We start from the raw sequence: 26172 nt of genomic DNA, 5'->3' as shown, positions 1-26172 counted from the left end.
AACACACTCCAGCATAGGAACCCGCACAACTCGTTATTCACGCACGTACAGGCGCAGGGTCGCGTACGCGGTGAGCGCTGCCATGCCGACACCGACGATCACGAGGAACGGGGCGACGAGCAGGATGTCGCTGTCGGTGATTCTCGCGACGATGTTCGCGCCGTATACCTCGGAGAGCATGTCGTCGAGGAACAAGGATTTGGCTGCGAACAACCCGCCGATGGCGAGGGCCGCGCCGATGATCGCGGCAACGACGGCCTCGACGAGGAACGGAAGCTGGGTGTACCAGCGGGTCGCGCCGACCAGACGCATGATGCCGACCTCGGTGCGGCGGGTGAATGCCGCGATCTGCACGGTGTTGGCGATGAGCAGGATCGCCGCGATGGCCTGGATCGTCGCGATTGCGAATGCCGCGTTGCGGATGCCGCCGAGCACTCCGAACAGCCGCTCGACGAGGTCCTGCTGGTTCAGGACGCTGTCCACACCGGGGCGCTCCGCGAAATCGGACTGGATGATCTCGAAACTCGACGGATCCGACATCTTCACCTTGAACGACGCGGGGAAACTCTCGGGGCTGACCAGCGCAGCCAGCTCCGGCTGGTCGGCGAACACACGGTCGGTTGCATCTGCCACGGCATCGTCACGGCTGAGGTATTGCACCGACACCACGTCGTCCGTGTTCTCGAGGTCGGTGCGCAGGGTGCTGCAGAGATCTTGTTCGCATCCCGGGTCGAGCGACGAGATGTCCTCGGTCAGGAACACCTGGATTTCCACACGGTCGAGGAAGATCTGCTGTGTCTTTCCTGCCATCTGGACGACCAGCAGGCCCGCGCCGAACAGTGCGAGCGAGATCGCGGTGGTGAGGATCATCGCGACGGTCATGGTGAGGTTGCGGCGCAGGCCGGTGGTGACCTCGCTGAACAGGAAGCTGGCGCGCATGGGGTGTGAAGATCCTTCGGTTGCCGGATGGACTGGTCTCGGAACGGACTACTGGGTTACCGGCCCACGCCGTACACACCGCGGGCTTCGTCGCGGACCACCCGGCCGAGATCGAGTTCGACGACCCGGCGACGCATCGCGTCCACGATGTGGTGATCGTGAGTGGCCATCAGCACGGTGGTGCCGGTGCGGTTGATGCGTTCGAGAAGCAGCATGATGTCCTGGCTGGTCTCGGGGTCGAGATTGCCGGTGGGCTCGTCCGCCAGCAGCACCAGAGGCCGGTTCACGAACGCCCGCGCGATCGCGACACGCTGCTGCTCGCCACCCGACAGCTCGGTGGGCAGGCGCCCCGCCTTCCCGGACAATCCGACGAGTTCGAGTACCTCGGGCACGGTCCGTTCGATTACTGAACGGGGCTTACCGATGACCTCGAGCGCGAAGGAGATGTTCTCCGCCACCGTCTTGCGCTGCAGCAGGCGGAAGTCCTGGAACACGCACCCGAGGTTCTGGCGCAGTTTCGGTACGCGCCGCGCCGACAGCGTGTTGACATGGAAATCGGCGACGTGGATCTCACCGCTGGTGGGCGCCTCTTCCCGAAGCAGGAGTCGCATGAATGTCGACTTGCCGGAACCTGACGGCCCGATGAGGAAGACGAACTCGCCTTTGCCCACCTCGACGGACACACCGTCCAGCGCGGGCCGGGTCGACGTCTTGTAGGACTTGGACACATTTTCCAGGCGGATCACGACGCCATGCTAGCCGTTACCCGAAAGTGATCTACTGTCCCGGTTCGCCCGTCTGTTCCGTACTCGATTCTCCATCGAATCCCGGGAGTCCCGGGATCTGCGGCAATCGGAACGGATTCGCGTCGGTCGTCGTCGTGGGCAGCTGCGTACCGGTCGTCGGAGCGGGCGTGTCGCCCGATGTCGTCGGCGGGGTCGTGCTGGTCGGGGCGGTGGTCGAGGGCACGACCTCGGTCGTGGTCGTCGGATACGACTGTTCGGTGGTCTGCACGGGCGGAACATACGGGACGTAGGGCGTCTCGGAGATCAGAACGGCCTCGGCCGGCGCGGCGGCGGTCTCCTCGGGCTGGTTGAGGACCAGGTACGTCGCCCACAGGGCGAGCCAGAGCACACACAGTGCGAGCGTGCCGGTACGGACACGTCCGTGGAACAGGTGGGTCGGGATCCGCACAGGGCGGGAACCCTCGTCGTCGGTCACGGCTCCTCCGATCGTTCGACGACGCTCACGGTATCGAGTTGGGGGCTCACCGTGATCCCCTTGGCACGCAGGGCGCCGGCGATTCGGGCGCGAAGCAGTCGTCCGACCTGAAACTGTTTCCCCGGCAGGGTGCGGGCCACCATGCGCACACTGACCTGGTCGACTTCGAGGCTCTCGACACCCATGACGCTGGGCTGGTCCAGTAGGAGTTCACGCACCCGCGGTTCCTCGTAGGCGGCGATGCCGACATCGCGGAGAATGTCGTTGACCACACCGATGTCGGCACTGACCGGGATGGGCACGTCGACAACGGCGCGTGCCCAGTCCTTCGACAGGTTGATGGCCTTGTTGATCTGCCCGTTGGGCACGGTGATCACCTCACCTGCCGTGCTGCGGACCCGCGTCACCCGAAGTGTGACGTCCTCGACGGTTCCCACGGCGTCCTCGGACGATCCGGTCACCGAAATCTGCACCGTGTCGCCGAAACCGTATTGCCGTTCGGTGATGATGAAGAAGCCGGCGAGGATGTCCTGGACGATGCGCTGCGCACCGAAACCGAGTGCCGCACCCAACACGGTTGCAGGAGCCACGAGAGAGCCGATCGGCAGGCTGAGGTAATCGAAGATCTTGAGCGTCGCGACGATGTACACGAACGCGATGACGATCCAGGTGACGACCTGCGCCACCGAATGCCGATGTTTGGTCGCCTCCGATCGCACCAGGTCGTCGGACTGCCGGTAGCGATCATCGATCCGCCGAGTCACCCGGCCACCGATCCACGCGACGAACCGTGCGATGAGGACCGCACCGAGGATCGTCAGTGCGATCAGCAGGCCGCTGGAGGTGACCCAGTTCAGCAGGACGTCTGTGGGAAACAGCGCTCTTCCCCTTCCGAAGATGGACCCGAGCCGGGACCTACACGACCCCGGTTACCAGCTCAGGATTTCTGCTCTTCGCTCATCCGCCAGCGGATTCCGGCTTCGAGGAAGCCGTCGATGTCGCCGTCGAGCACCGAAGACGGGTTGTTGACCTCGTATTCGGTGCGCAGATCCTTGACCATCTGGTAGGGGTGCAGCACGTAGGAACGCATCTGATTGCCCCAGGAGCTGCCGCCGTCGCCCTTGAGCGCATCCATCTCGGCGCGTTCTTCCTGGCGCTTGCGCTCGAGGAGCTTCGCCTGCAGGACGCGCATCGCGGACACCTTGTTCTGCAGCTGCGACTTCTCGTTCTGGCAGGTGACGACGATGCCGGTGGGAACGTGCGTCAGGCGCACCGCGGAGTCGGTGGTGTTGACCGACTGTCCGCCCGGGCCGGACGACCGGTAGACATCCACACGGACGTCGTTCTCGTCGATATCGATGTGGTCGGTCGTCTCGACCACCGGCAGCACCTCGACCTCGGCGAAGGAGGTCTGACGTCGGCCCTGGTTGTCGAAGGGGCTGATGCGGACGAGCCGGTGGGTGCCCATCTCGACCGAGAGGGTGCCGTACGTGTACGGCGCCTTGATCGCGAAGGTCGCCGACTTGATACCGGCTTCTTCGGCGTAGGAGGTGTCGTAGACCTCGACGCCGTAGCCGTGCTTGTCGGCCCAGCGGATGTACATGCGCATGAGCATCTCGGCCCAGTCCGCGGCGTCGATGCCACCGGCGCCGGAGCGAATGTTGACGAGGGCGTCGCGCTGGTCGTACTCGCCCGACAGCAGCGTGCGCACCTCCATGGCCTCGATATCGGTGCGCAAGGTCTCGCGCTCGGAATCGGCGTCGGCCAGCGCGGAGGCCATGGCATCGCCCTCTTCGCCCTCGGCGAGCTCGTAGAGCACGGGCAGGTCTTCGAGACGCTGCCGCAGTTCCTCGACACGGCGCAGTTCACTCTGCGCATGGGAGAGCTGACTGGTGACCTGCTGGGCGTGTTCCTGGTCGTTCCACAGGTCGGGATCGGCCGCCTGATGTTCGAGCTCGTCGATGCGACGACGCAGCTCTTCCACATCGAGAACCGACTCCACCGTCCGGAGGGTCGTTGCGAGCTCGGCCAGGTCTGCGGAAACATCGGGATGCACGATTCTCTAGGCTACCGGCTAGGGGCTAGCGTCTGACGCATGGCCACCGACTACACCGCCGATCTCGATCTCGCGCTGCGTCTCGCCGACGCCGCCGATGCGCTCACCCGCGACCGTTTCGGCGCCCTGGATCTGAAAGTCGACGACAAACCCGACCTGACACCGGTGTCCGACGCCGATCTTGCGGTGGAACGTCTGATCCGAGGCACACTCGCTTCCGAGCGACCCGGCGATGCGATCCTGGGCGAGGAATTCGGGGGTGAGCCGGTCTTCGAGGGCCGACAGTGGGTGGTCGATCCGATCGACGGCACCAAGAACTTCGTGCGGGGTGTGCCCGTGTGGGCGAGCCTCATCTCGCTCCTCGTCGACGGGGTGCCGGTCGTGGGTGTGGTCAGCGCTCCGGCGCTGAACCGCAGGTGGTGGGCCTGCGCGGCCTTCGGCGCGTGGACGTCGCACGACGGCGGCGAGCCACGCCTCATCACGGTGTCCGACGTGCGTTCGCTGGGGTCGGCGTCACTGAGCTTCTCGAGCCTGTCGGGCTGGAACGACCGCAGCATCCGCGACCGGTTCGTCGAGCTGACGGACCAGGTGTGGCGTGTACGCGCGTACGGCGACTTCTTCTCCTACTGCCTCCTGGCGGAGGGCGCACTCGAGATCGCGCTCGAGCCCGAGGTCTCGCTGTGGGATCTGGCAGCACTCGACGTGCTCGTCCGTGAGGCAGGTGGCGTGTTCACGAGCCTCGACGGCGCTGCGGGACCGCATGGCGGGAGTGCGGTCGCGACGAACGGCGCAGTCCACGACGAGGTCCTCTCCCGACTGAAGCCCTGACGCTCAGTCCGTCACTGCCCGCGCCGCGCTTCACCTGCGGCGCGGGCAGTGTTGTCACACCCGCTCCACCCGAACCTTACTTGAAAGTAGACATCAATCTTACTCCGGAGTAAGATCGGTTCTCGTCCGCTCCGATACAAGAAACTTCTGGTGATCATGAGCAAGCAAGACAGTGTGGCCCGGAACAACCCCCGCGATACGTCCGCCGTCGGCCTCAACCCGATCAAGCGGGACGCCATGGGAGCAGCGATGCGCGTGCTCACGCGGATCACCGGCTCCGAACTCGCCGACCGCTACAACTTCCGCCAGGCGATAGACCGAGTGACGTACGAGTCCACCAAGACCGGCTTCAAGACCCTCGGCGCCGCAACTCGCACGTTCAAGAAGGTGTCCGGCGGTAATGGGCCCGAGCGTCTCGCCACCGCGAAGAACGCGGACTACTTCGACCTCACTCCCACCGACGATCAGCAGATGATCGCGGAGACGGTGCGCGACTTCGCCGCCGAGATCCTGCGTCCGGCCGCACACGACGCCGACGAGGCTGCAGCCGCACCCGCCGACCTGCTGGTACGCGCCGCCGAACTCGGCATCACGCTCGTCAACGTGCCCGAGGCATTCGACGGCGCTGCCGCCGAGCGCGGGGTCGTCACCAACAGCCTCGTCGCAGAGGCCCTCGCGCACGGCGACATGGGTCTGGCTCTTCCGATCCTCGCGCCGAGCGGCGTCGCGGTGGCTTTGACCGAGTGGGGCACCGAGGAGCAGCAGAAGACCTACCTGCCCGCGTTCGCCGGCGAGGATGTTCCGCAGGCATCCGTTGTCATCGCCGAACCCCGCGCACTGTTCGATCCGTTCGCGCTGCGCACGAAGGCCGTGCGGTCTCCGAGCGGATACCGACTCAACGGAGTCAAGGCGCTCGTCCCGGCAGCGGGTAGCGCCGAACTGTTCATCGTGGCAGCGGAACTCGACGGCAAGCCGTCCTTCTTCATCGTCGAGGCAACGAGCAAGGGCGTCGTCATCGAAGCCGATCCCAGCATGGGTCTGCGTGCCGCCGGACTCGGCCGCCTCCTGCTCGAGGATGTCGCAGTGCCGCAGTCGGCTCTGCTCGGCGACGAGAACCCGGACGTCCGCGCCGAGCAGTATGCCGACGCGGTGCGGTTGTCGCGCCTCGGCTGGGCGTCGCTCGCCATCGGCACCGGCCAGGCCGTCCTCGACTACGTCGTACCGTACGTGAACGAGCGGGAGGCATTCGGTGAGCCGATCAGCCACCGTCAGGCGGTCGCGTTCATGGTCGCAAACATCAAGATCGAACTCGACGGACTCCGCCTCGTCACTCTTCGCGGTGCAGCACGGGCCGAGCAGGGCCTTTCGTTCGCCCGCGAAGCCGCGCTCGCCCGCAAGCTTGCGACGGACAAGGGCATGCAGATCGGTCTCGACGGCGTCCAGCTGCTCGGTGGCCACGGCTTCACCAAGGAACATCCCGTCGAGCGGTGGTACCGCGACCTGCGCGCCATCGGCGTCGCCGAGGGCGTCGTCCTCGTCTGAGCGGCCCGGACACACACAAGGAACCTGTGATGATCAATCTCGAACTTCCCAAGAAACTCAAGGCTTCTGCGAATCAGGCCCACCAGGTCGCTGCCCAGATCTTCCGACCCGTCTCCCGCAAGTACGATCTCGCGGAACACGAGTACCCCGTCGAGCTCGACACGATGGCGGCAATGGTCGAGGCGCTCAACGATTCCGGTCAGGGCGCTGCCGGCGCGACACTCGGCCGCGAAGGTAAGGCCAAGGAGTCCGATGGCGAAAATGCCAACGGCGGAAACATGGCCGGACTCCTCAACGTCATCGAAACTTGCTGGGGTGACGTCGGATTGACGCTGTCCATCCCGTACCAGGGTCTCGGCAACTCCGCCATCGCTGCGGTCGCAACCGACGAGCAGCTCGAGCGATTCGGCAAGGTCTGGGCCTCGATGGCCATCACCGAACCCAGCTTCGGTTCGGATTCGGCCGCTGTCACCACAACCGCCGTTCTCGACGGCGACGAGTGGGTCCTCAACGGCGAGAAGATCTTCGTCACCTCCGGCGAGCGTTCGTCGCATGTCGTCGTCTGGGCATCCGTGGACAAGTCGAAGGGCCGCGCCGCGATCAAGTCGTTCGTCGTCCCGCGCGATGCTCCCGGACTGAGCGTCGCCCGGCTCGAGCACAAGCTCGGCATCAAGGCTTCCGACACCGCGGTTCTACTGCTGCAGGACTGCCGCATTCCCAAGGACAACATCCTCGGCTCACCCGAGGTCAACGTCGAGCAGGGATTCGCAGGGGTCATGCAGACCTTCGACAACACGCGTCCAATCGTCGCCGGCATGGCGATCGGTCTCGGTCGTGCCGCACTCGAAGAACTGCGCGGCATCCTGTCCGAGGCCGGCGTCGAGGTCGACTACGACACCCCTGCGAACAACCAGCATGCGGCCGCCGCCGAGTTCCTTGCTCTCGAGGCCGACTGGGAGGCCGCATACCTGCTCGCGCTGCGGGCGACGTGGATGGCCGACAACAAGAAACCCAATTCGCTCGAGGCGTCGATCTCCAAGGCGAAGGCCGGTCGTACCGGTACTGCCGTTTCGCTCAAGGCCGTCGAGCTCGCGGGCAGCTACGGCTACTCGGAGCGACCCCTGCTCGAGAAGTGGTCGCGCGATTCGAAGATCCTCGACATCTTCGAAGGCACGCAGCAGATCCAACAGCTGATCGTGGCCCGTCGAGTACTCGGCAAGTCGTCCTCCGAACTGAAATGACCGCAGAACTGAAATGACCGCATTGAAGTGACTGCACCGAAGCAACCCCCTTCAGCAGTCACTCGGGGATTCGACCCGGGGAGAAGAGATGCCCTCGCCACTCGTGTGTGGCGAGGGCATCTCGATACCGGTCCATCGGAACGAAGAAAAGCGAAGGCCGGTCTTCCGAATTCGGAAGACCGGCCTTCGCATTGGTAGCGGGGACAGGATTTGAACCTGCGACCTCTGGGTTATGAGCCCAGCGAGCTACCGAGCTGCTCCACCCCGCGTTGCAAGAACAAAGTTACACGAACGGGGAAACGAAAGGCAAATCGCCTGGGCTACCGCCACTTTGGCCCAGAAAGAGGTGACCTGGGCCACATTTCACCCATGATCCCCGACACATAACGAATGAATAACAAGTTCATCACGGATGCGAGTTTTTCCCCGATGACCTGCGGAAATTGCGCTCACAATCTCACATTTTGGACATCGATGGTTGAACTCGGCAGGATGACTCCTCCCCCGATCCCCTTGTACGGTCGGTCCCGGCTCGAATTCACCGAACCACCACCGGACCGCCGCCGCCGAGTCTGCCCCGCGGGAGCCGGTGCCTACGAAGACCTTCGGAGGGGCAGAGGCACGCACTATCCATCAGGACACGACATGTCTGTCGAGGGAGTGCCGTTGCTGCGAGCGCGAGAGGAATCATCCAGCATGATCACACTGTTCAAGAAGCACGCCCTTCGTACCGTCGTCGTCACCGGCGCACTGGCCGCAGTTCCCCTCGGCCTCGCCGCGGGCACCGCCTCCGCTGCTCCTCACAACTGGGACGGTGTTGCGCAGTGCGAAAGCGGCGGGAACTGGGCGATCAGCAGCGGCAACGGCTACTACGGCGGCCTGCAGTTCTCCCAGAGCACCTGGAACGCCAACGGCGGTACCGGAAGCCCCGCCGATGCTTCGAAGGAAGAGCAGATCCGGGTCGCCGAGAACACGCTGCAGACTCAGGGACCCGGCGCGTGGCCCGTGTGCGGCCAGTACCTGAGCACCGAGTCCGCACCTGCGGAACCCGCCCCCGCACCTGCACCGGAGGCACCTGCGGCTCCGGTCGTTCCCGATGCTCCGATCGTCGAGGTACCGGCCCTTCCTGCCGAAGCTCAGCAGCTCTTCGACGCCGCGTCCGACCTCGCCGCGCAGCACGGATTCGACGCTCAGTTCTCGCAGCTCGTCAGCGTCGCCGGACTCTGATCCAGCCCCGAACGACGACGAGGCCCCGCCATCGGCGGAGCCTCGTCGACTCGTCATGTGGCGTGGTGCCACCGACCGTCACAACAGATGATCAGCCTCCACTCGACTGGTAACTCTCGACCGCACGCTGCACACGCGCGAGCGCATTGCCGTACGCATCGAAGTCTCCACTGCGCTGCGCATTGGCGAGCTCGTCGAGTGCCGAATCGAGCTCGGTCACCGCGGCCTCACGACTCGCAGGTGGAACCGCCACCGGAGGAACTCCGGGCTCCGGCTGCTGACCTTCGTCAGGCACCGCACCTTCCACGCCTTCGGATCGGGTATCGTCCTCGACCTCCGCGCTCGACACCGCCGAACCGCCCGGAGCCGTCGCAGCATCGCCGACACCCTGACCGAACACCTGATCCAGGGCTGCCGCCAAGGTCGGTGCGTAACCGATCCGCACTCCACCGCCGGAGCCCGGCTCTCGGTAACTGACCAGCACACGCGAGAGCTGCGGGAAGGTGGAGGTACTGCCCGCCGTCGGGTTTCGCTCGGTGTACATCGGCTGGACGTAGAGAATTCCGCCCTCGGCGATAGGCAATGTCAACAGATTGCCGTACTGGATCCTGTTGGATCTCTCGAGCAGTGTCCGCTCGGATGCGACACGGGTGTCGGAGATCATCGCGTTCTGTGTCTGTTCCGGGCCGAAGGTCTGCGTATCGGTCGGCAACCGCAGAATCGTGAACTGCCCGTAGTTCTCCGGGTCTGCCTCCACCGAGATGTAGGCGGACAGGAACTGACGGTTGTAGCCCACCATCGCGGACGTCAAACGGAATCTGGCATCCGCGGTCTTCTCGTCGCCCATCAGCAGGTAATACGGCGGCTGATTGGCGGTGGTATCGACTGTCGGGTCCGCCGGAACCGACCAGAACGCGTTGTTCGTGAAGAACTCGAGCGGCTCGTCGACGTGGTATTTCGCGAGCATCTCCCGCTGAACCTTGAACAGGTCCTCGGGGTAGCGGAAGTGCGAGCGGAGCTCATCGGAGATCTGGTCCTCCGCCGTCACAGCGTCCGGGAAAACCCCCATCCACGCGTTGAGGACGGGATCCTGTTCGTCGACCTGGTAGAGCGTGACAGTGCCGTCGTATGCGTCGACGGTCGCTTTCACCGAGTTACGGATGTACGAGACCTCCTTGCGGGGCAGCAGGCGTCCGGTGTTCTGGTCGACGCTGTCCTCGAGGAGTCCTTCGAGGGAGCTGCGCTGCGCGTAGGGGTAGTTGTCGAGCGTGGTGTACGCATCGACGATCCACACGATCCGGCCGTCCACCGCTGCCGGGTAGGCATCGCCGTCGGCCGTGAGCCACGGTGCAACCTTGGTGACACGATCTCGCGGGTCGCGGTTGTACAGGATCTTCGAATCACTACCGATAGCGCTCGAGAAGAGAATGTTGCGCTCGGCGTACGACGCGGCGAAAGCGAAGCGGTTGATCCAGTTGCCGATGTCGACGCCACCCTCACCCGTATAGGTGTAGGTCTCTGTGTCGGTGTCGTACTCGCGGGGTGCTGCACCCTCACTGCCACCGACGATCGCGTAGTCGGGATCTGCCTCGGATATCACCTCGCCGAAGTAGATACGAGGCTGCTCGACAGGGATGACCTGGTTGCCGGCCGCTTGTGACGCGAGGTCGCTGATCATGTAGACCGGGTAGCCACTGTTGCTGTTCGCAGCCTCTTCCGCAGAAGTACTCGCGGCGGCATTCACCCGGTTTGCGGGAGCCGCAACGAGACCGTTGCCGTGTGTGTACACGGTGTGCCGGTTGATCCAGTCGGTCTGGTTGCCGGTCAGGCTCGTGGGCGACAACTCACGAGCGGCAACGACATAATCCTCGACACGACCGTCGACCGAGTAGCGGTCGATGTCCAGCGACTCGGGGTAGCCGTAGAAGTTCTTGAGCTGGGTCTGCTGCGTGAAGGTGCGGGGCAGCACGTTCGGATCGAGAAGACGGGTGTTCGCGATCGTCGTGAGATCGGCCGGAACCTCCTCGGGAGAGACGGTACCCACTCCGGGATAGTCCTGGTACGTGACATTGTCATCGGTGATTCCGTATGCCTCACGTGTGGCCTCGATGTTCCGTTCGATGTACTCACGTTCCTTGTCGGCGGCGTTCGGCCGGACCGAGAACTGCTCGACCATGAGCGGGTAGACCGCGCCGACCAGAATCGACGAGAGCACCAGCAGGGCCGTTGCGAGGGCGGGGATCCGCAGATCCCGGAACACGATCGCCGCAAAGAACGCGATCGCACAGATGATGGCGATCGCCATGAGGATCAACTTGCCGGGCAGAACCGCGTTGATGTCGGTGAAGCCCGCGCCGCTGAAAGTGGGTTCTTTCCGACCGCTCCACAACAATTCGTACCGGTCGAGCCAATAGGCCACCGCCTTGAACGCGACGAACAGACCCGCAAGGACGGCCAGCTGGATACGCGCCGCGTTGGAGATGTGGCCACCGCTACCGCCCCGGCCCGCGATGCGGATTCCGCCGAAGATGTAGTGCGTGACCAGACTCGCGAAGAACGCCAGGATGATCGCGACGAACAGCCAGTTGAGGACGAAACGGAAGAACGGCAGGTCGAATGCGTAGAACCCGACGTCCAACCCGAACTGCGGATCGGTGGTTCCGAACGACCCCCCGTTGAAGAACATCTGGACTGTCACCCAGCTCGACTGGGCAATCAGACCGGACAACACACCGACGCCGATCGGGATGCCGAGTCCGAAGGCGCGCATCCGGGTCATGACCGTCGTCCGATACCGCGCGATCGGGTCGCCGGGCCCGGCTGTGGGCACGAACACCGGACGCGATCGGTAGGCGAGGAACAGTGCAAGCCACAGCACCGCCGCCACGAAAACTCCGACGACGAGGAACAACGCCACTCGCGTCAGGAGGACCTTGACGTATACGCCGCGGAAATCGACGGAGCCGAACCACAGCCAGTTGGTATAGGTATCCAGGATTCTCGGGCCGAGAAGCAGCAACACGGCCACCACCAAGGCGAGAATCAACAGAGCCTTGCTCCGCTTCGACAGACTCGGTACTCCGGTCGGGGGCCTCATGCCCACGTGCCACGCTCCCAGCTAGTACGGCGACGCGGTTATCCGCGCCGTCTTTACCTCGTGTCACAACCCGGTGACCGTTTCGCCCTACTCTACGGAAAACGGCGGACGGTGGGGGCACCCCCCGCTCCGGTGAACACATCCCGATCTCTCGGATGTCAGGATAGGCATGTGAACGATCACCTTCCTGTTCCTTCCCCCGATGCGCTCTCGCATACCGTGCACGAGATCATCGATTTCGTCGATGCGGAGGGCTGGGACCGACCTCCGGTGATGTTCGCCCTGGTCCCCACCGCGCTGCTCGCAGCCGCGGAACCGACCCTCAGTGACCAACTCGACGACGGGCGCGAATACACGCCGATCGTCCAGGATGTGCTGCCCGACGACATCGAGGGCGGCAGCCCTGCACTGGACGAGTTCCTCGCGACCACCAGCTGGCCGGACTCGGTGTCCGGTTGTGCGCTCGTGCAGGAAATCGTCGTGCTCCCCCCTAGCGCGGAAACCGACCTGGACGAGGCGCTCGTCCCCCGGCTCGCCGACCGGCATGCGGCCGACGACGCGGCGCTCGGCACCGCGCGTGCGCATCCCGACCGTCGCGACGCGCGCCTGATCACTGCCGTGCTGCGCGACGGCCCGTCGATGAGCCTGCTCGAGCTTCGTCCCACCGACGATGATCCGTTCGCCGGCGCCGAGCTGCGCACGGCCGACGATCTCGCGCCGAACGTCGTCGCGGCACTGTATGCGACGCTCGAGGCCGGCGAGGACGACTGACCGGGGAATTACACCCGGCCGGTCCTCACCCGGTCACTCGCAGGTGGGCGCGTCGCCACCCGAAGTAACGGACGCGAGTGCGTCGATTGCGCCTTCGAGGGTCTCCACCTTGATCAGCCGGATACCGTCGGGCGTGTCGGACAACGCTTCGGCGCAGTTGTCGGCCGGCACCAGGAAGAGCTCGGCGCCGCCCTCCGCGGCCGCGGTCAACTTGTGGGTGATGCCGCCGATCGGTCCGACGACACCGTCGGAGTCGATAGTGCCGGTACCCGCCACGTGCATTCCACCGTTGAGTGCACCCGGGCTCAGCTTGTCGACGACGGCGAGGCTGAACATCAGACCCGCCGACGGCCCACCGACGTCGGCGAGGTTGAACGAGACGGTGAACGGCACGTCCGGAATCTCTTCGGTACCGATACCGAGGAAGCCCTTGTCCGGGTCGCTCGGGCGCCCCCCGACTGTGACGGGAACGACTTCCTCGACGCCGTCACGTTCGATCGTGACCTCCAGGTCGCTGCCCGGAGCGGTGTCGCCGACCGCGCGCTGGACCTGACCGGCGGTGCCGACGGTCTCACCGCCCACCGCGAGAATCCGGTCGCCTTCGTGGAGCACACCCGTAGCCGGTGCGTCGTCGGCCACCTGCGCGACCCGGAGGGTGACGGGCATGTCCAGGTAGTGGAGTGCCGCCAGTTCGGCGCTGAGTTCGGACTGCGTGAACTGTGCGTGGTCTGCCGCCTTGACGTCGTCCTTGCTGCGGGTCGGCGGGTACACCTGTTCACGCGGCGACAACCCGTAGCGTCCGCTGAACCAGGCCAGGACGGTCTGGGCCAGGGTCAGGTTGTCGGTGACACCGACCGTGGTCATCACCAGTTCGCCGGTAGTGGGGTCGGGTTCTACGCCCTCGATTTCGATGACCGGTGTCCCCTCGACGTCACCGAGGGTGTCGAAGGTCGGCCCCGGGCCGAGTGCAACATAGGGCACTCGCACATTGAATGCCAGCACCGCGAGGACCACTACCGGGAGCAGGACGGCAAGGGGCATCACGAGGCGTCGATTCACCCGGCCAGGGTAGCGGGCGCGCGATGTTCGCGTTCAGCGTGACCACACCGGCCGTTCCTTGCTCCGTCCCCTTGTACCGTTGACGGTATGAGCGATACGCCCTTCGGATTCTCGAATCCCGACGACGATCCCGACCGGAAGAAGGACGGGGGGTCCGACGGCGGTGCAAGCGGCTCCGAGGGTGGATTCCCCTTCGGATTCGGAGCCCCTGGCACCGGCGGTGACAACCCGTTCGGCGCGCAGGGCTTCGACCCCTCCCAACTCGGGCAGATGCTGAGCCAGTTCGGCCAGATGCTCAGTGGCATGGGCAGCGCGATGGGTACCGGCGAGTCCGGTCCGGTCAACTACGACGTCGCCACCAAGCTCGCCCGTCAGCAGATCGGGTCGGTCACCCCGGTGTCCGCCGGCACCGCCGATGCCGTGCGCGACGCCGCGCGCCTCGCGGAGTTGTGGCTCGACGCTGCGACGACATTGCCTGCCGGTGCGACCAAGGCCGTGGCCTGGACACCGGTCGACTGGCTCGACAACACGCTCGACACGTGGAAGCGTCTCGCCGACCCGATCGCCGAGCAGGTCAACGGCATGATGGTGCAAGGGCTTCCCGAGGAGGCCCGAACGATGGTGGGGCCGATGATGGGCATGTTCGCCCAGATGGGCGGCCTCGCGTTCGGTTCTCAGCTCGGTCAGGCACTCGGCCAACTCTCGAAGGAAGTACTCACCTCGACCGACATCGGGATTCCTCTCGGGCCCGAAGGGACAGTGGCGTTGATGCCCGCTGCGATCGAATCGTTCGGGGAGGGACTCGAGCAACCGGCGCAGGAGGTGCTGGTGTTCCTGGCAGCACGCGAATCCGCCCACCAGCGGCTCTACAGCCACGTGCCGTGGTTGCGTCAGCGGTTGCTGGGCGCAGTGGAGGAGTACGCCCGCGGAATCAAGATGGACTTCTCGGCCATCGAGGATCTTGCGCAAGGTATCGATCCGGCGTCGCTGACCGACCCGTCGAAGATCCAGGAACTCCTCGGTCAGGGCGCGTTCGAGCCTCAGACCACTCCGGAACAGAAGGCTGCGCTCGAGCGGCTCGAGACGATGCTTGCACTGGTCGAGGGCTGGGTCGAGATCGTGGTGTCGGATGCCCTCGGCGATCGCCTCCCCGGTGTGTCTGCGCTGAGCGAGACTCTCCGCCGTCGACGCGCCACGGGCGGTCCTGCGGAGCAGACCTTCGCGTCGCTCGTAGGCCTCGAACTCCGGCCACGGAAGCTGCGGGAGGCCGCGGCGCTGTGGCGACGCCTCACCACCGACGCCGGTGCGGACGCACGCGACAAGGTCTGGGCGCACCCCGACCTGCTCCCGGATTCCTCCGACCTCGACAATCCCGCTTCGTTCGTCGACCGGGTGATCGGTGGCGGCACCGATGCGTTCGACGACCCCATCGCGCAGCTGCAAGCGACGATGGAACGGGAGAAGGCCGAGCGTGAGAAGAACGCGGACGACGAGAATCCCGACGAATCGAACTGAGACCGCCTTTACGCTGGTCACAGGCGTTCAGACCTGTGGATAACCCGGTCTGAACGAACTCGGGCGGACCGACACGGCTGCGAAGCTTCCCGGTATGACCAGTTCCGTTCGTACCCAAGCCCCGGTCGAGACCGACCCACACGTCGGTCTCTCGTTCGATCCTGCACTGCTCGTGTTGAGACGTGCCGATGGTCGTGTCCAGTTGGGATGGGGGCCGGAGACCGGTCGCGTCATCGTGCCGCCCGAGGGTCTCGACGAATTCGATGTGCGCACCGTCCTGCAGTTGCTGGACGGCCGGCACACGGACGACGAACTCGTCGAGACCGCGGTCGAGCGAGGCGCGGACGCGGCCGGCGTTCGGTTGCTGCTCGACGACCTCGTGGCCACCGGGATCGTCCGGGGGCCGGCACCGTCCCGGAGCCGCGTCGCACCTGAGCCCGCGCATCGAATCCGGATCTACGGCGACGGTCCGCTTGCCGATGCACTGTGCACGCAGCTGGCGTTGCGGGACACGAAATGGATCCGGGCGGGTAGGTACACCGGCGACGAACGCCTCCAGGAGGACCTCGCGTGTGTGATCCTCGCCGACATCCAAGTGCCCGATCCGCTCGTGGTGCGCGACCTCATGCGGCACCGGGTCCCGCATCTGACGATCCGCACGAGGGACGGACGTGGGATCGTCGGTCCGTTCGTCGTCCCGGGCAACACGAGCTGCCTTCGATGCGCAGATCTGACCCGTACAGATCTCGATCCATCGTGGCCCATCCTCGCTGCCCAACTGTGGGATCGGCCCGGGCACGCCGAGCGCGCGGTGGTTCTCGCCACTGCCGCCGTCGCGTTGGGGGAACTCGATGCGATTCTTGCCGGGTCCAAGTCACCCGCTGTTGCCGATCACACCGTGGAAGTCGATCTGTCGTCATATCGGCTATCGAGGCGCCGCTGGTTCCGTCACCCGGACTGCGAGTGTGCCACGTGACCCGACCCCGGGGCGGAGATGATGCGAGCTCGGTCAGGCATGATGGTGTGCGTGGCAGACATCCCGCGCAGAAGCTCTTCCCGCACCGCCAAACTCGCGAGCATTCCATTGGGAATGGCGGGACGCGCCGCAGTGGGCTTCGGCAGGCGCCTGGCCGGGGGCGATCGCGACGAGATCGACGCCGAAATGGCCGCGAAGGCCGCGGAACAGTTGTTCACCGTGCTGGGCGAACTCAAGGGTGGCGCCATGAAGCTCGGGCAGGCGCTCAGCGTAATGGAGGCCGCGGTCCCCGAGGAGTTCGCCGAGCCGTATCGAGAGGCCCTGACGAAACTCCAGGCGGAGGCGCCGCCCCTGCCGGCCAAGGCTGTGCATCACGTGCTCGACCAGCAGCTCGGCACCAAGTGGCGCGAGCGGTTCGCGTCATTCGACGATGTGCCGACCGCGTCGGCCAGCATCGGTCAGGTGCATCGGGCAGTGTGGTCCGATGGCCGCGAGGTTGCGGTCAAGGTGCAGTACCCGGGCGCCGACGAGGCCCTGCGCGCAGACCTCAAGACGTTGTCGCGATTCGCGAGTCTGTTCTCGACCATGATGCCTGGCACCGATGTGCGGGCGATCCTCGACGAACTCTCGGCCCGCACCGAGGAAGAACTCGACTATCGCAGCGAGGCGGACAATCAGCGTGCGTTCTCGAAGGCCTTCGAGAACGACCCCCAGTTCATGGTTCCACGTGTTGTCGCAAGCGCGCCCAAAGTCACTGTGACCGAATGGCTTTCCGCCACACCATTGTCGTCGATCATCACGGGCGGATCACGGGAGCAACGGAACCGCGCAGGCGCCCTGCTCGCCGAGTTCCACTTCTCCTCACCGATGCGAGTGGGGATGCTGCACAGCGATCCGCACCCGGGCAATTTCATGCTGCTCGACGACGGACGTCTCGGCGTGATCGATTTCGGCGCTACCGCAGCGATGCCGGACGGTTTCCCACCGGTGCTGGGCAGGATGGTCCGGCTTGCGCTCGACGAGCGGTTCGACGAACTGACGGAACTGTTGTACGACAACAAGTTCGTGTTGCCCGGCCGGACCGTGACGGATCGGGAGATCGCCGGCTATCTCCGTCCGTTCACCGACCCGATACGGACCGAGTCGTTCCATTTCACCCGTTCCTGGCTGCAGCAGGTGGCGGGTGTTGCCACCGACTTCTCCAGTCCTCAGTTCCGAACTGCACGCACGTTGAATCTTCCGCCCGAGTACTTGAGCGTCTTCCGGGTCCTGTTGGGTTCGGTGGGGATCTGCGCTCAACTCGACGCGTACGCGCCCTACATGCGGATCCTCACCGAGTGGCTGCCGGGGTTCGTCGACGAGTGACCGCCCCGGGCGGCCGGGGGTCGGTCCCCGCGGCCGTCCGAGTGGATCATGCACACACCAATTCCTTCTCCTTGTCGGGATCGCCGACGACGGGATGCTTGCGCGGACGCCCACGTGGACGCTTACGGGCGACGACCGTTCCGCGGTCGAGGATTTCGCCGCCCCACACTCCCCAGGGCTCCTCACGGTCGAGGGCGGCAGCGAGACACCGCGAACGCACCGGGCATGCGGAACACAGTTCTTTGGCACGTTCGAGGTCGGCGGGCGTCTCCGCGAACCACAGGTCCGGGTCGTATTTGTGGCACGGCAGGATACCGGCACGCGCAGCGGTATCCTCCTCGGAATCGTGCGGGGCGGTCGACAGAATGTCGCTCGGCACGAGAGCTCCTTTTCGATGGTTCGGATGAAATGCGGTGCGAACCGGGCCGAAAAGCAAGAAGGCCACGGTCCGCTGGGCGGGGTCCGTGGCCTGGAATTCGTAATCGTCTACCGGAGGCAAACCTCGAGCAGATCCCTGGCCACGGACGAAACAGCTGCGGCACGCGCACGACGGGCGCGCGGAGCAGCCACGTCGGCTGCCCCGGCGACGGGGGCAGCGATGAGTGCGAGCGCTGTGAAGCCGAGCATCGGTGCTACCTCCTGCCGCGTGGTTCGTGCACGGGCTCTCCCGTGACATCGTCATCCAGAGTAGTGATGCCCACTCGGATGACACAAGTTATTTTCTACCTGCATTTTTGTTCGTCTCCGCCGAGAGTTACGGTGGATCCATGGCACTCGCGACGACGAGATTCATCCCAGTGCTCGACTGCCCCGACCCGCGTGCTCTCGCCGGTTTCTACCGCGACCTGCTCGGCTGGCGCATCTCGGATGACCGGGACGAGTGGGTGGAACTCGCCCGGGACGATGCCACTGCGCTCGCGTTCCAGCGTGCACCGGACTTCATTCCTCGCATGTGGCCGGGAGAGGGCGTCTTCGCCCACCTCGACTTCCACGTCCCTGACCTCGATGATGCCGAGCGAGTGGCACTCGACCTCGGCGCCACCCGCATCGACGGGCTCGAGCCGGCAACGACCTTCCGGGTGTTCCGCGATCCGGCAGGACACCACTTCTGCCTGTGCAACGGCTGACGTGCCCTACTATCCGGTCGCTTCACCTGCACGAACAGAGTCGACTCCGCCGCCCATGTCTATCTCGACATAACAAGTATCTCGATGTATCGAGCTATTTCGGGAGGTTCAGATGCCCGCTGTACCGATCACCGACTTCGCCGCCACAGCCGAGGGCGCCGCGTTCTACCGCGCCTACGATCGAGTGCTCGAGAAGTGGCCGGCCGACGTCACCAGCACGGATCTGGATTCGGAGTACGGGACGACCCGCGTGAACTCCTGCGGTCCTGACGGCGCGCCGCCCGTCGTGCTACTGCCTGGCGGCGGAGCGACGTCCACGGTGTGGTTCCGCAACGTCGCGGCTATCGCGGCGAGGCATCGGGTGCACGCGATCGACCTGATAGGAGACGCCGGCCGGAGCATCGCCGACGGCACACCGATCAAGTCCACGAGCACCTTGCTCTCGTGGCTCACCACCGTCGTCGACGGAGTGGGCGCCGAATCCTTCGGACTGATCGGCCATTCGTACGGGGCGATGATCGCCCTCGCCTATGCACTGCGCACACCCGATCGCGTCGAGAAGCTGATCCTGCTCGACCCCACTTCGTGCTTCGCCGGGATGCGCCCTCGGTATCTGGCCCGCGCGCTGCCCGTATTGCTCCGCCCGAGCGAGAAGCGTCAACGCAGCTTCATCGTGTGGGAGACGAACGGCCACGCGATCGACGAGCACTGGCTGGACTTGTCGGCGCAGGGCGCCGCATACTTCCCGGCGACGAAGACCGTCGTTCCACCTCGCCCTGAGCCGGCCCACCTTCGTTCCATGAAACCCGACACGACCATCATCCTCGCGGCAGACAGCAAGGCCCACGACAGTCGCCGCGTTGCCGCCGACATCGCGAAGACACACCGACGGATCCGGGTGGTGACCCTTGACGAAGCCACACATCACACGATGCCGATGACACCCGCGGCCGCACTCGACACGGAACTGATCGGCGCTCTCCACCCACAGAGGTGAGTGAGGATCTCCGGTCCGAGACCCGATCGCAACCGACCCAACATCGCCCCGCAACCTCTTGCGACTTGTGGCGTGCAACTATCTGGTGGTGCAGAAGTTGTGTGTGAGTTCAGTGTTGCGTGTGTTGTCGATTTCGGCTGCCGCCGTGGTGCTCGGGGTCGGAGCAAGCACGCCGGCCGCAGCGCAGCCCGCGGCAGAGCCGCAACCACCGGAGGCTACTGAGGTCTCGAACCGTGCACCGCATGTGGTGGAGACCCGGGCGGTCTCCCCCACCCATACCGTCGTCGACGTCTACTCTCCCGCAATGGATCGGGTGATCTCCAACGACGTTCTACGACCTGCACACGGCGGCTCGCTTCCCACGCTGTACCTCCTCAATGGCGCACTCGGCGGCGAGGACGGCGTCGGCTGGATGAACAATTCGCAGGCACCCGCATTCTTCGCCGACAAGGACGTGACGGTAGTGCTACCCATCGGCGGACGCTTCAGCTTCTACACCGACTGGGGTGCTCCCGATCCGATCCTGGGAATCAACATGTGGGAGACCTATCTGACCCGGGAACTGCCGGGCGTGATCGACCGCGAATTCGGCGGGACCGGACTCAACGCCGTCGCGGGGTTGTCGATGAGCGGCGGGCCTGCGCTGGACCTTGCGATCCAAGCGCCCGAGTTGTACCAGGCTGCCGCATCATTCAGCGGATGCCCGGCCCCGAGCAATCTCCTTGCCACCGTGGGTATCTCGACGATGATCGCGAGCGGGCTGAACAACCCGTTCAACATGTGGGGCCCGCCCGGCAGCCGGGGGTGGAAAGCACACGACCCTGCCGCCAACGCCGCGAAACTCGCCGGTACCGCCGTGTACGTCAGCGCGTCTCGCGGGGCTGTGGGCGCGGTGGACCAGATCCCGGAGGGTGCGGTCCCGCCGGTCGGCGGCATGGTCGTCGAAGGACTCGTCTACCGATGCACCGCAATGTTCGTCGATTCGCTCGAAGCAGCCGGTGTCCCGGCGACGGTGTCGATGCGCGAGACGGGCGCCCACACCTGGGCACTGTTCGAGGATCAGCTGCGGGAAGCGTGGAACACCACGATCGCCCCGGCACTGCAGACGCGCTGAGTCCTACAGATCGGTCGAGTCCTACAGATCCAGGGTGTCGGCGGTCCGCTCCCCGCGCACGAGCGCAAGGACATCCGCCCCGAACTGTTCGAGCTTCCTCGCCCCGATTCCCGGGATCGACACGAGCGCCCGATCGTCGGCGGGTTGCTGTTCGGCGATCGCGACCAGGGTGTTGTCGGTGAACACCACATAGGCAGGAACCTTGAGTTCCTTGGACCGGTCGCGTCGCCAGTCCTTCAACGCCACCAGCAGGTCTTCGTCGAGGTTCGACGGACATCCCTCGCACCGGCCGAGTTTCGTGGAGGTCGACGTCATCAACGGCTTCCCGCAGACTCGGCATTGCGGGCGCTTCTTCTTGGTCGACGCCGGTTCGATGATCTTCGACGCCGGCGAACTGTCGGGGATCAGACCCAGCAGGAAGCGTGACCGGCGACGGGTCTTCCGCCCACCATCGGTGCGTGACAATGCCCACGACAACTGCAGATGCACGCGCGCACGCGTCACCCCGACATACAGAAGCCGGCGTTCCTCTTCGATACCGGCTTCGTCTGGCGGGGTGTCCTTGTCGCCCGTGACGTGCGTGATCGGCAGCATGCCGTCGGTCAGCCCGACGAGGAACACGGCATCCCACTCGAGCCCCTTCGCCGCGTGCAGCGACGCGAGGGTGACGCCCTGCACGGTCGGTGGCTGCCGGGCTTCGGCGCGCGCCGCGAGATCGCGCAGCAGGCTCGCGAGAGTGAGGTCCGGTTCGTGTTCGAGGAGTTCCTCGGTCAGCTGCACGAGGGCGGTGAGCGACGCCCACCTCTCGCGCGCTTGGGTGCCTGCGGGTTCGGCGTCGGTCAGCCCGAGCGGGACGAGAGTTGCCCGGACCAAGCTGATCAGGTTGGTTCCGCGGTCCGCGTCCTCGGGCAGGTCGTCGCGCGAGCCGGTCTTACGCAGTTCGTTCACCGCCTGGCGCACCTCGGCGCGCTGGAAGAACCCTTCGCCCCCGCGTACCTGGTAGGGGATGCCGGTCTCGGTGAAGGCCTGTTCGTAGGCCTCGGACTGAGCGTTGATCCGATACAGCACAGCGATTTCGGACGCCGTCACACCATCGCGGAGCAGCGTGGCGATGGCCTTCGCGACAGCTTTCGCTTCGGCAGGTTCGTCGTCGTACTCGGCGAAGACCGGCTCGGGCCCGGGCGAGCGCTGTCCGATCAACTGGAGCCTGGTTCCGGCGATCCGGCCCCGAGCCTGACCGATCACCCGGTTCGCAAGGTCGACGACCTGCGGGGTCGATCTGTAGTCGCGTTCGAGCCGGACCATGGTGGCCTCGGGGAACCGACGTGAAAAGTCGAGCAGGTGCTTCGGTGAGGCTCCCGTGAACGAGTAGATCGTCTGGTTCGCGTCGCCGACCACCGTCAGATCATCTCGATCGCCCAGCCATGCGTCGAGCACGCGCTGCTGCAACGGAGTGACGTCCTGGTATTCGTCGACGACGAAACAGCGATATCGGTCGCGGAACTCCTCCGCCACCGTCTGATTGCTCTCGAGAGCGCCCGCCGTCTGCAACAACAGATCGTCGAAGTCGAGATAAATGCCGTCCTCGCCCCGGTTCTTGAGCGATTCGTACCCGGCGTAGACCTTCGCGACCCGCTCGGCGTCGGCAGGTGGCTCACGCCGTGCCCGAGCCGCGGCCGCTGGGTAGTCCTCGGGTGCGTGGAGCGACCCTTTCGCCCATTCGATCTCGGACAGGAGGTCGCGGACCGTGTCGGTGTCGGTCGGGAATCCGGCGCGATGCGCTGCCTGCGACACAACCGCGAATTTGCGGTCGAGCAGGTGCCACGGAATGTCTCCGACGACCTGCGGCCAGAAGTAGCGCAGCTGCCGCAGAGCGGCGGCGTGGAAGGTACGGGCCTGCACCTGCGGACCCGATCCGCCGACCCCGAGCTCCCGGAGCCGCGACCGCATTTCCCCTGCAGCGCGCGCCGTGAAGGTGACGGCGAGGACCTGCCCGGCCGAGACGTGGCCGTCGGAGACGAGGTGCGCGATCCGTCGTGTGATGGTGCGGGTCTTGCCGGTACCGGCGCCGGCGAGCACGCACACCGGCCCCCGCGGTGCGAGGACTGCTGCTGCTTGTTCCGGGTCGAGACCGTCCACCGCTGCTTCCACACGCATGGCCTCCATCATGGCAGTGCGGACCGACATCGCGGCCGACCGGCGTCACCATCCCGCGCGCCACCTGTGTCGGAGAACACATTTCAAGGGTCGGTGGAACAGATCAGCGCCCCTGCGACGTTGTCGCCGTCATGACGACCACCGATACGACGACCACCGACACACACGCCCTCACCATCTACTCGACCACGTGGTGCGGGTACTGCAAGCGGCTGAAGAAGCAGCTCGACGAGAACGGCATCGGCTACGCCGAGATCGACATCGAGGCCGATCCCGCAGCCGCAGAGTTCGTCGGCAGCGTCAACGGCGGCAACCACGTCGTTCCGACGGTCAAGTACGCGGATGGAACCACCGCGACCAATCCGCCGCTGTCGGCGGTCAAGCGCGCACTGGGCGTGTAGTCGGCCCTGAGCGGGCGGTGCCGGCCCGTTACCTGCACCGCCCGACCCGTCCGGTAATACTCATTCGCCGGGAGCCGGGACGGCAGACTCCGCGGCCCGGCTCACCTGCTCCCATTCCATCCAGGTGTCGACGCGCTGTTTCGCCGCGTCGACGGCGGCGTCGAGCACCGCACTGCCGAGGATGAGACGTAGTGGCGGCTCGTCACTGTCGACGAGTGCCCTGATCGCCGTCGCCGCGAGCGCCGGTTCGCTGTCGATGCTGGTGTCCGCGAACTGTTCGGCAATCTGCGCGCGGAGTTGCTCATAGTCGTCCGACGGTTCGGTGAATCCCATTCCCGTATAGAGGTCGGTCCAGTATCCGCCGGGTTCGACGATGGTGACGTCGACGCCGAAACCCGCGAGTTCCGCGGCGAGCGCCTCACTCGCTCCTTCGAGCGCGAACTTGCTGGCGCTGTAGATTCCCGAGGTCGGGCCGGTGACGACGCCGCCGATGCTCGAGATCTGCACGAGATGACCGTCTCGCTGCCGCCTCATCGCCCCCGCGACCGCCTGACTCACCCATAGTGCCCCGAAGAAGTTCGTCTCCATCTGCTCGCGTACCTGAGCTTCGTCGAATTCCTCGACGAATCCCGACCACATGGTGCCGGCGTTGTTGATCGCGATGTCGATGTGCCCGAAACGTTCGACTGCGGTGTCGACAGCTTCGAAGACAGAGGCGCGATCGGTGACGTCGACGGCGAGTCCGAGCACCCTGTCGTCGTCGAGATCGGTGACGGTATCGATCGTGCGAGCCACCGCGACGACACGATCGCCCGCTGCGAGCGCTTCGTCGACGAACGCCCTGCCCAGACCGCGGCTCGCTCCGGTGACGAACCACACGCGTTTTCCTGCGTCAGATCGCATCAACTGCGCCTCCTTCAGAATAAGACGAGACGATCCGTCTCGTTACGAACGAGACGGTAGTTCCATCTCTCGATTATGTCAATACGGTCCGTCTCGTCTCGTGTGGGCTATGATCACGCCATGCCCCCCTTCGAACCGAACCGTTCACGACGCAGCACCGCCTCGCACATCGCAATCCTCGATGCGGCTGTCGAACTCGTCGCCGATGTCGGCTACGGTCGCCTGTCGATCGAAGCAATCGCCACGCGCGCCGGCGTCGGGAAGCAGACGATCTACCGCTGGTGGCCGTCCAAGGGTGCGGTGCTCCTCGACGCGTTCCTGCGTAAGAACATGGGCGATGGGGGTGCTGCGAGCTCGCCGGGATTACCCGACACCGGCGACCTCGACGCGGATCTGAAGACGGTCCTGCGCGCGACGATCGAGGAACTGCACGATCCCACCTTCGAGAAGCCGCTCCGCGCGCTCACCGTCGCGGTCCTCACCGACGACGCACTCGCCGAGGAGTATCTGCAGCGGTTCGAGGCACCGACACGAGAACTGAAGAAGCAGCGGCTCCGCTCCGCGCAGGAATCGGGTGAACTCCCCGACGACCTGGACCTCGACGCTGCACTCGATGCGATCTTCTCGCCGCTCACCCAGCGATGGCTGTTCCGGACCGGACCGCTGACGGCCGACTACGCCGACCGTACGGTCGAGGTCGCGCTGGACGGAATACGAACGGGTGACTCGGCGATCAGCCGTTCACCCAGCCGATGATCAGGCCGCGCGCGATCGAGATCGAACCGGGCAGCAACAGCGGCGCCTCTTCCGAGGATGCCCAGTCGCCTACCTCGAGGGCCGCGCGCACCTCCTCGCGGGTGAACCACTGTGCCTCCGAAATCTCGCCGTCCAGAAACTCGACGTTCTGCTCCGGGTCTGCCACGGCGGAGAAGCCGAGCATCAGCGAGCGCGGGAACGGCCAGGGCTGACTCCCGAGGTACTGCACGTCATGGACATCGACGCCGACCTCTTCGCGGATCTCGCGAACCACGCACGCTTCGAGCGACTCCCCCGCCTCGACGAATCCCGCCAACACCGAAAAGCGACGCTCGGGCCACGTCGGCTGGCGAGCGAGCAGGACGCGGTCGCCGCCGTCGTGAACGAGGCAGATGATGGCCGGATCGGTTCGGGGGAATTCCTCGTGGCCGGTCACCGTGCTGATCCGCGACCAGCCCGCGACAGTGGGCTCGCTGGGAGAACCGTCGACGGCGCTGAACGCGGCCTGGTCATGCCAATTGAGCAGCGCCACAGCACTGACCATCAGATCGGCGTCGGCATCACCGAGATCTTCGCCCACGCGGCGGAGGTCGGCGACCGTTCCGGTCTGCGCGAGCACGCGCACCGCCCACACGTGCAGACCGTCGCGAATCCCGAGGAACACTGCGCCGGATACCGGCTCGGGGCCCAGTTCGGTGGCATCGGCCAGCACGAGCACCGACCCGTCGACAGGCGCCTGGCCTCGGCGATCGATCCGCAAGAGCTTCGCGGTAACCCAACCGACACGAAGCGCGTCGACGTCGGAGCGCAATTCCTCGGCACGCTCGACGACGGTGCGCGACAACAACGGCGTCTCACCCAATGCGAAGGTCGTCACACC

At 65.5% G+C, this 26172-nt stretch carries 25 protein-coding genes and 1 tRNA gene; 13 read left to right on the top strand and 13 right to left on the bottom strand.

The annotated features are described in order from the left end of the window. Positions 1–33: 33 nt before the first annotated feature. The 5 genes from ftsX to prfB form a co-directional block, all read right to left on the bottom strand. On the bottom strand, positions 34–939 hold the full coding sequence (ftsX, locus tag ACZ46K_RS15420; protein WP_054806425.1) for a permease-like cell division protein FtsX: 906 nt from the start codon (positions 937–939) through the stop codon (positions 34–36). A gap of 56 nt (positions 940–995) precedes the next feature. Continuing rightward, on the bottom strand, positions 996–1685 hold the full coding sequence (ftsE, locus tag ACZ46K_RS15415) for a cell division ATP-binding protein FtsE (protein ID WP_054806426.1): 690 nt from the start codon (positions 1683–1685) through the stop codon (positions 996–998). Positions 1686–1716: 31 nt separating this feature from the next. Then, positions 1717–2160 carry a hypothetical protein gene (locus ACZ46K_RS15410; RefSeq protein ID WP_054810018.1) on the bottom strand — a complete coding sequence of 148 codons (444 nt, stop codon included), beginning with the start codon at positions 2158–2160 and terminating at the stop codon, positions 1717–1719. Then, positions 2157–2993, bottom strand: a complete 837-nt coding sequence (locus ACZ46K_RS15405; RefSeq protein ID WP_464749331.1) for a mechanosensitive ion channel family protein — start codon at positions 2991–2993, stop codon at positions 2157–2159. Before ACZ46K_RS15405 ends, ACZ46K_RS15410 begins: the two co-directional genes overlap by 4 nt. Before the next feature lie 104 nt (positions 2994–3097). Then, positions 3098–4216, bottom strand: coding sequence for a peptide chain release factor 2 (gene prfB, locus ACZ46K_RS15400; protein WP_054806429.1), 1119 nt, complete (start codon positions 4214–4216; stop codon positions 3098–3100). 39 nt (positions 4217–4255) lie between these two features. On the opposite strand from prfB, the gene hisN reads away from it, so the two are divergent. From hisN to ACZ46K_RS15385, 3 genes are all read left to right on the top strand, one after another. Then, the gene (hisN, locus tag ACZ46K_RS15395) at positions 4256–5044 is read left to right on the top strand and encodes a histidinol-phosphatase (RefSeq protein WP_054806430.1); all 789 of its coding nucleotides are present in this window, start codon (positions 4256–4258) and stop codon (positions 5042–5044) included. Between the two features lie 150 nt (positions 5045–5194). Continuing rightward, entirely contained in the window at positions 5195–6586 is a 1392-nt protein-coding gene (locus ACZ46K_RS15390; RefSeq protein WP_464749110.1) for an acyl-CoA dehydrogenase family protein, read from the top strand. 29 nt (positions 6587–6615) lie between these two features. Further along, positions 6616–7827 carry an acyl-CoA dehydrogenase family protein gene (locus ACZ46K_RS15385; protein ID WP_464749108.1) on the top strand — a complete coding sequence of 404 codons (1212 nt, stop codon included), beginning with the start codon at positions 6616–6618 and terminating at the stop codon, positions 7825–7827. A gap of 192 nt (positions 7828–8019) precedes the next feature. Here the strand turns inward: ACZ46K_RS15385 and ACZ46K_RS15380 are convergent. Beyond that, positions 8020–8096 (bottom strand) — tRNA-Met (locus ACZ46K_RS15380). A 427-nt stretch (positions 8097–8523) separates the two neighbouring features. Here ACZ46K_RS15380 and ACZ46K_RS15375 point away from each other — a divergent pair. Continuing rightward, positions 8524–9054: a transglycosylase family protein gene (locus ACZ46K_RS15375; protein ID WP_054810019.1), complete on the top strand. Its 531-nt coding sequence runs from the start codon at positions 8524–8526 to the stop codon at positions 9052–9054. Positions 9055–9145: 91 nt separating this feature from the next. Here ACZ46K_RS15375 and ACZ46K_RS15370 read toward each other — a convergent pair whose 3' ends face one another. Then, positions 9146–12157, bottom strand: coding sequence for a UPF0182 family protein (locus ACZ46K_RS15370; protein ID WP_464749106.1), 3012 nt, complete (start codon positions 12155–12157; stop codon positions 9146–9148). A gap of 165 nt (positions 12158–12322) precedes the next feature. Here ACZ46K_RS15370 and ACZ46K_RS15365 point away from each other — a divergent pair, with 165 nt between their 5' ends. After that, positions 12323–12922: a PPA1309 family protein gene (locus tag ACZ46K_RS15365; RefSeq protein WP_464749104.1), complete on the top strand. Its 600-nt coding sequence runs from the start codon at positions 12323–12325 to the stop codon at positions 12920–12922. A 33-nt stretch (positions 12923–12955) separates the two neighbouring features. Here the strand turns inward: ACZ46K_RS15365 and ACZ46K_RS15360 are convergent, their stop codons facing one another. Continuing rightward, the gene (locus ACZ46K_RS15360) at positions 12956–13981 is read right to left on the bottom strand and encodes a YlbL family protein (protein ID WP_464749101.1); all 1026 of its coding nucleotides are present in this window, start codon (positions 13979–13981) and stop codon (positions 12956–12958) included. Positions 13982–14068: 87 nt separating this feature from the next. Here ACZ46K_RS15360 and ACZ46K_RS15355 point away from each other — a divergent pair, with 87 nt between their 5' ends. The 3 genes from ACZ46K_RS15355 to ACZ46K_RS15345 all read left to right on the top strand — a co-directional run bounded on the left by ACZ46K_RS15355 (position 14069) and on the right by ACZ46K_RS15345 (position 17837). Then, the gene (locus tag ACZ46K_RS15355; RefSeq protein ID WP_464749099.1) at positions 14069–15496 is read left to right on the top strand and encodes a zinc-dependent metalloprotease; all 1428 of its coding nucleotides are present in this window, start codon (positions 14069–14071) and stop codon (positions 15494–15496) included. Positions 15497–15590: 94 nt separating this feature from the next. Beyond that, positions 15591–16472 carry a TOMM precursor leader peptide-binding protein gene (locus ACZ46K_RS15350; RefSeq protein ID WP_464749097.1) on the top strand — a complete coding sequence of 294 codons (882 nt, stop codon included), beginning with the start codon at positions 15591–15593 and terminating at the stop codon, positions 16470–16472. Positions 16473–16511: 39 nt separating this feature from the next. Next, positions 16512–17837 (top strand): AarF/UbiB family protein, encoded by a 1326-nt coding sequence (locus ACZ46K_RS15345; RefSeq protein WP_054810498.1) that lies wholly within the window; start codon positions 16512–16514, stop codon positions 17835–17837. A gap of 46 nt (positions 17838–17883) precedes the next feature. Here the strand turns inward: ACZ46K_RS15345 and ACZ46K_RS15340 are convergent, their stop codons facing one another. Both ACZ46K_RS15340 and ACZ46K_RS15335 read right to left on the bottom strand, forming a co-directional pair. Then, a complete protein-coding gene (locus ACZ46K_RS15340; RefSeq protein WP_464749330.1) occupies positions 17884–18201 on the bottom strand; it encodes a WhiB family transcriptional regulator in 318 nt (105 codons plus the stop codon). Positions 18202–18323: 122 nt separating this feature from the next. Continuing rightward, positions 18324–18464, bottom strand: coding sequence for a hypothetical protein (locus ACZ46K_RS15335; RefSeq protein ID WP_464749095.1), 141 nt, complete (start codon positions 18462–18464; stop codon positions 18324–18326). Positions 18465–18604: 140 nt separating this feature from the next. On the opposite strand from ACZ46K_RS15335, the gene ACZ46K_RS15330 reads away from it, so the two are divergent. From ACZ46K_RS15330 to ACZ46K_RS15320, 3 genes are all read left to right on the top strand, one after another. Next, on the top strand, positions 18605–18964 hold the full coding sequence (locus ACZ46K_RS15330; RefSeq protein WP_054806919.1) for a VOC family protein: 360 nt from the start codon (positions 18605–18607) through the stop codon (positions 18962–18964). 112 nt (positions 18965–19076) lie between these two features. Then, positions 19077–19961 (top strand): alpha/beta fold hydrolase, encoded by an 885-nt coding sequence (locus ACZ46K_RS15325; RefSeq protein ID WP_464749093.1) that lies wholly within the window; start codon positions 19077–19079, stop codon positions 19959–19961. A 103-nt stretch (positions 19962–20064) separates the two neighbouring features. Continuing rightward, a complete protein-coding gene (locus tag ACZ46K_RS15320) occupies positions 20065–21075 on the top strand; it encodes an alpha/beta hydrolase (protein ID WP_464749091.1) in 1011 nt (336 codons plus the stop codon). A gap of 21 nt (positions 21076–21096) precedes the next feature. On the opposite strand, the gene ACZ46K_RS15315 is transcribed toward ACZ46K_RS15320, so the two are convergent. Beyond that, a complete protein-coding gene (locus ACZ46K_RS15315) occupies positions 21097–23232 on the bottom strand; it encodes an ATP-dependent DNA helicase UvrD2 (protein ID WP_464749088.1) in 2136 nt (711 codons plus the stop codon). Between the two features lie 131 nt (positions 23233–23363). On the opposite strand from ACZ46K_RS15315, the gene ACZ46K_RS15310 reads away from it, so the two are divergent. Beyond that, positions 23364–23633: a mycoredoxin gene (locus ACZ46K_RS15310; protein ID WP_054810660.1), complete on the top strand. Its 270-nt coding sequence runs from the start codon at positions 23364–23366 to the stop codon at positions 23631–23633. A gap of 60 nt (positions 23634–23693) precedes the next feature. Here ACZ46K_RS15310 and ACZ46K_RS15305 read toward each other — a convergent pair whose 3' ends face one another. Further along, positions 23694–24536 (bottom strand): SDR family NAD(P)-dependent oxidoreductase, encoded by an 843-nt coding sequence (locus ACZ46K_RS15305; RefSeq protein ID WP_054807706.1) that lies wholly within the window; start codon positions 24534–24536, stop codon positions 23694–23696. Positions 24537–24656: 120 nt separating this feature from the next. Here ACZ46K_RS15305 and ACZ46K_RS15300 point away from each other — a divergent pair, with 120 nt between their 5' ends. After that, a complete protein-coding gene (locus tag ACZ46K_RS15300; protein ID WP_054807707.1) occupies positions 24657–25292 on the top strand; it encodes a TetR/AcrR family transcriptional regulator in 636 nt (211 codons plus the stop codon). On the opposite strand, the gene nudC is transcribed toward ACZ46K_RS15300, so the two are convergent. Continuing rightward, positions 25270–26169: an NAD(+) diphosphatase gene (nudC, locus tag ACZ46K_RS15295; RefSeq protein ID WP_054807708.1), complete on the bottom strand. Its 900-nt coding sequence runs from the start codon at positions 26167–26169 to the stop codon at positions 25270–25272. The genes ACZ46K_RS15300 and nudC overlap by 23 nt on opposite strands. Positions 26170–26172 lie beyond the last annotated feature (3 nt).

The sequence above is a fragment of the Rhodococcus sp. JCM 9793 genome (assembly GCF_055380405.1).
This window is presented reverse-complemented; position numbering and strand designations above follow the sequence as displayed.

Excerpts from the sequence above, each read along its gene's own strand:
- ACZ46K_RS15355 (WP_464749099.1), top strand. The coding sequence starts at position 14,069 with ATGAGCGATACGCCCTTCGGATTCTCGAATCCCGACGACGATCCCGAC.
- ftsX (WP_054806425.1), bottom strand. The coding sequence starts at position 939 with ATGCGCGCCAGCTTCCTGTTCAGCGAGGTCACCACCGGCCTGCGCCGC.
- ACZ46K_RS15300 (WP_054807707.1), top strand. The coding sequence starts at position 24,657 with ATGCCCCCCTTCGAACCGAACCGTTCACGACGCAGCACCGCCTCGCAC.
- hisN (WP_054806430.1), top strand. The coding sequence starts at position 4,256 with ATGGCCACCGACTACACCGCCGATCTCGATCTCGCGCTGCGTCTCGCC.
- ACZ46K_RS15350 (WP_464749097.1), top strand. The coding sequence starts at position 15,591 with ATGACCAGTTCCGTTCGTACCCAAGCCCCGGTCGAGACCGACCCACAC.
- ACZ46K_RS15335 (WP_464749095.1), bottom strand. The coding sequence starts at position 18,464 with ATGCTCGGCTTCACAGCGCTCGCACTCATCGCTGCCCCCGTCGCCGGG.
- ACZ46K_RS15305 (WP_054807706.1), bottom strand. The coding sequence starts at position 24,536 with ATGCGATCTGACGCAGGAAAACGCGTGTGGTTCGTCACCGGAGCGAGC.
- ACZ46K_RS15315 (WP_464749088.1), bottom strand. The coding sequence starts at position 23,232 with ATGCGTGTGGAAGCAGCGGTGGACGGTCTCGACCCGGAACAAGCAGCA.
- ACZ46K_RS15310 (WP_054810660.1), top strand. The coding sequence starts at position 23,364 with ATGACGACCACCGATACGACGACCACCGACACACACGCCCTCACCATC.
- ACZ46K_RS15385 (WP_464749108.1), top strand. The coding sequence starts at position 6,616 with ATGATCAATCTCGAACTTCCCAAGAAACTCAAGGCTTCTGCGAATCAG.
- ACZ46K_RS15345 (WP_054810498.1), top strand. The coding sequence starts at position 16,512 with ATGATGGTGTGCGTGGCAGACATCCCGCGCAGAAGCTCTTCCCGCACC.
- ACZ46K_RS15330 (WP_054806919.1), top strand. The coding sequence starts at position 18,605 with ATGGCACTCGCGACGACGAGATTCATCCCAGTGCTCGACTGCCCCGAC.
- ACZ46K_RS15375 (WP_054810019.1), top strand. The coding sequence starts at position 8,524 with ATGATCACACTGTTCAAGAAGCACGCCCTTCGTACCGTCGTCGTCACC.
- ACZ46K_RS15325 (WP_464749093.1), top strand. The coding sequence starts at position 19,077 with ATGCCCGCTGTACCGATCACCGACTTCGCCGCCACAGCCGAGGGCGCC.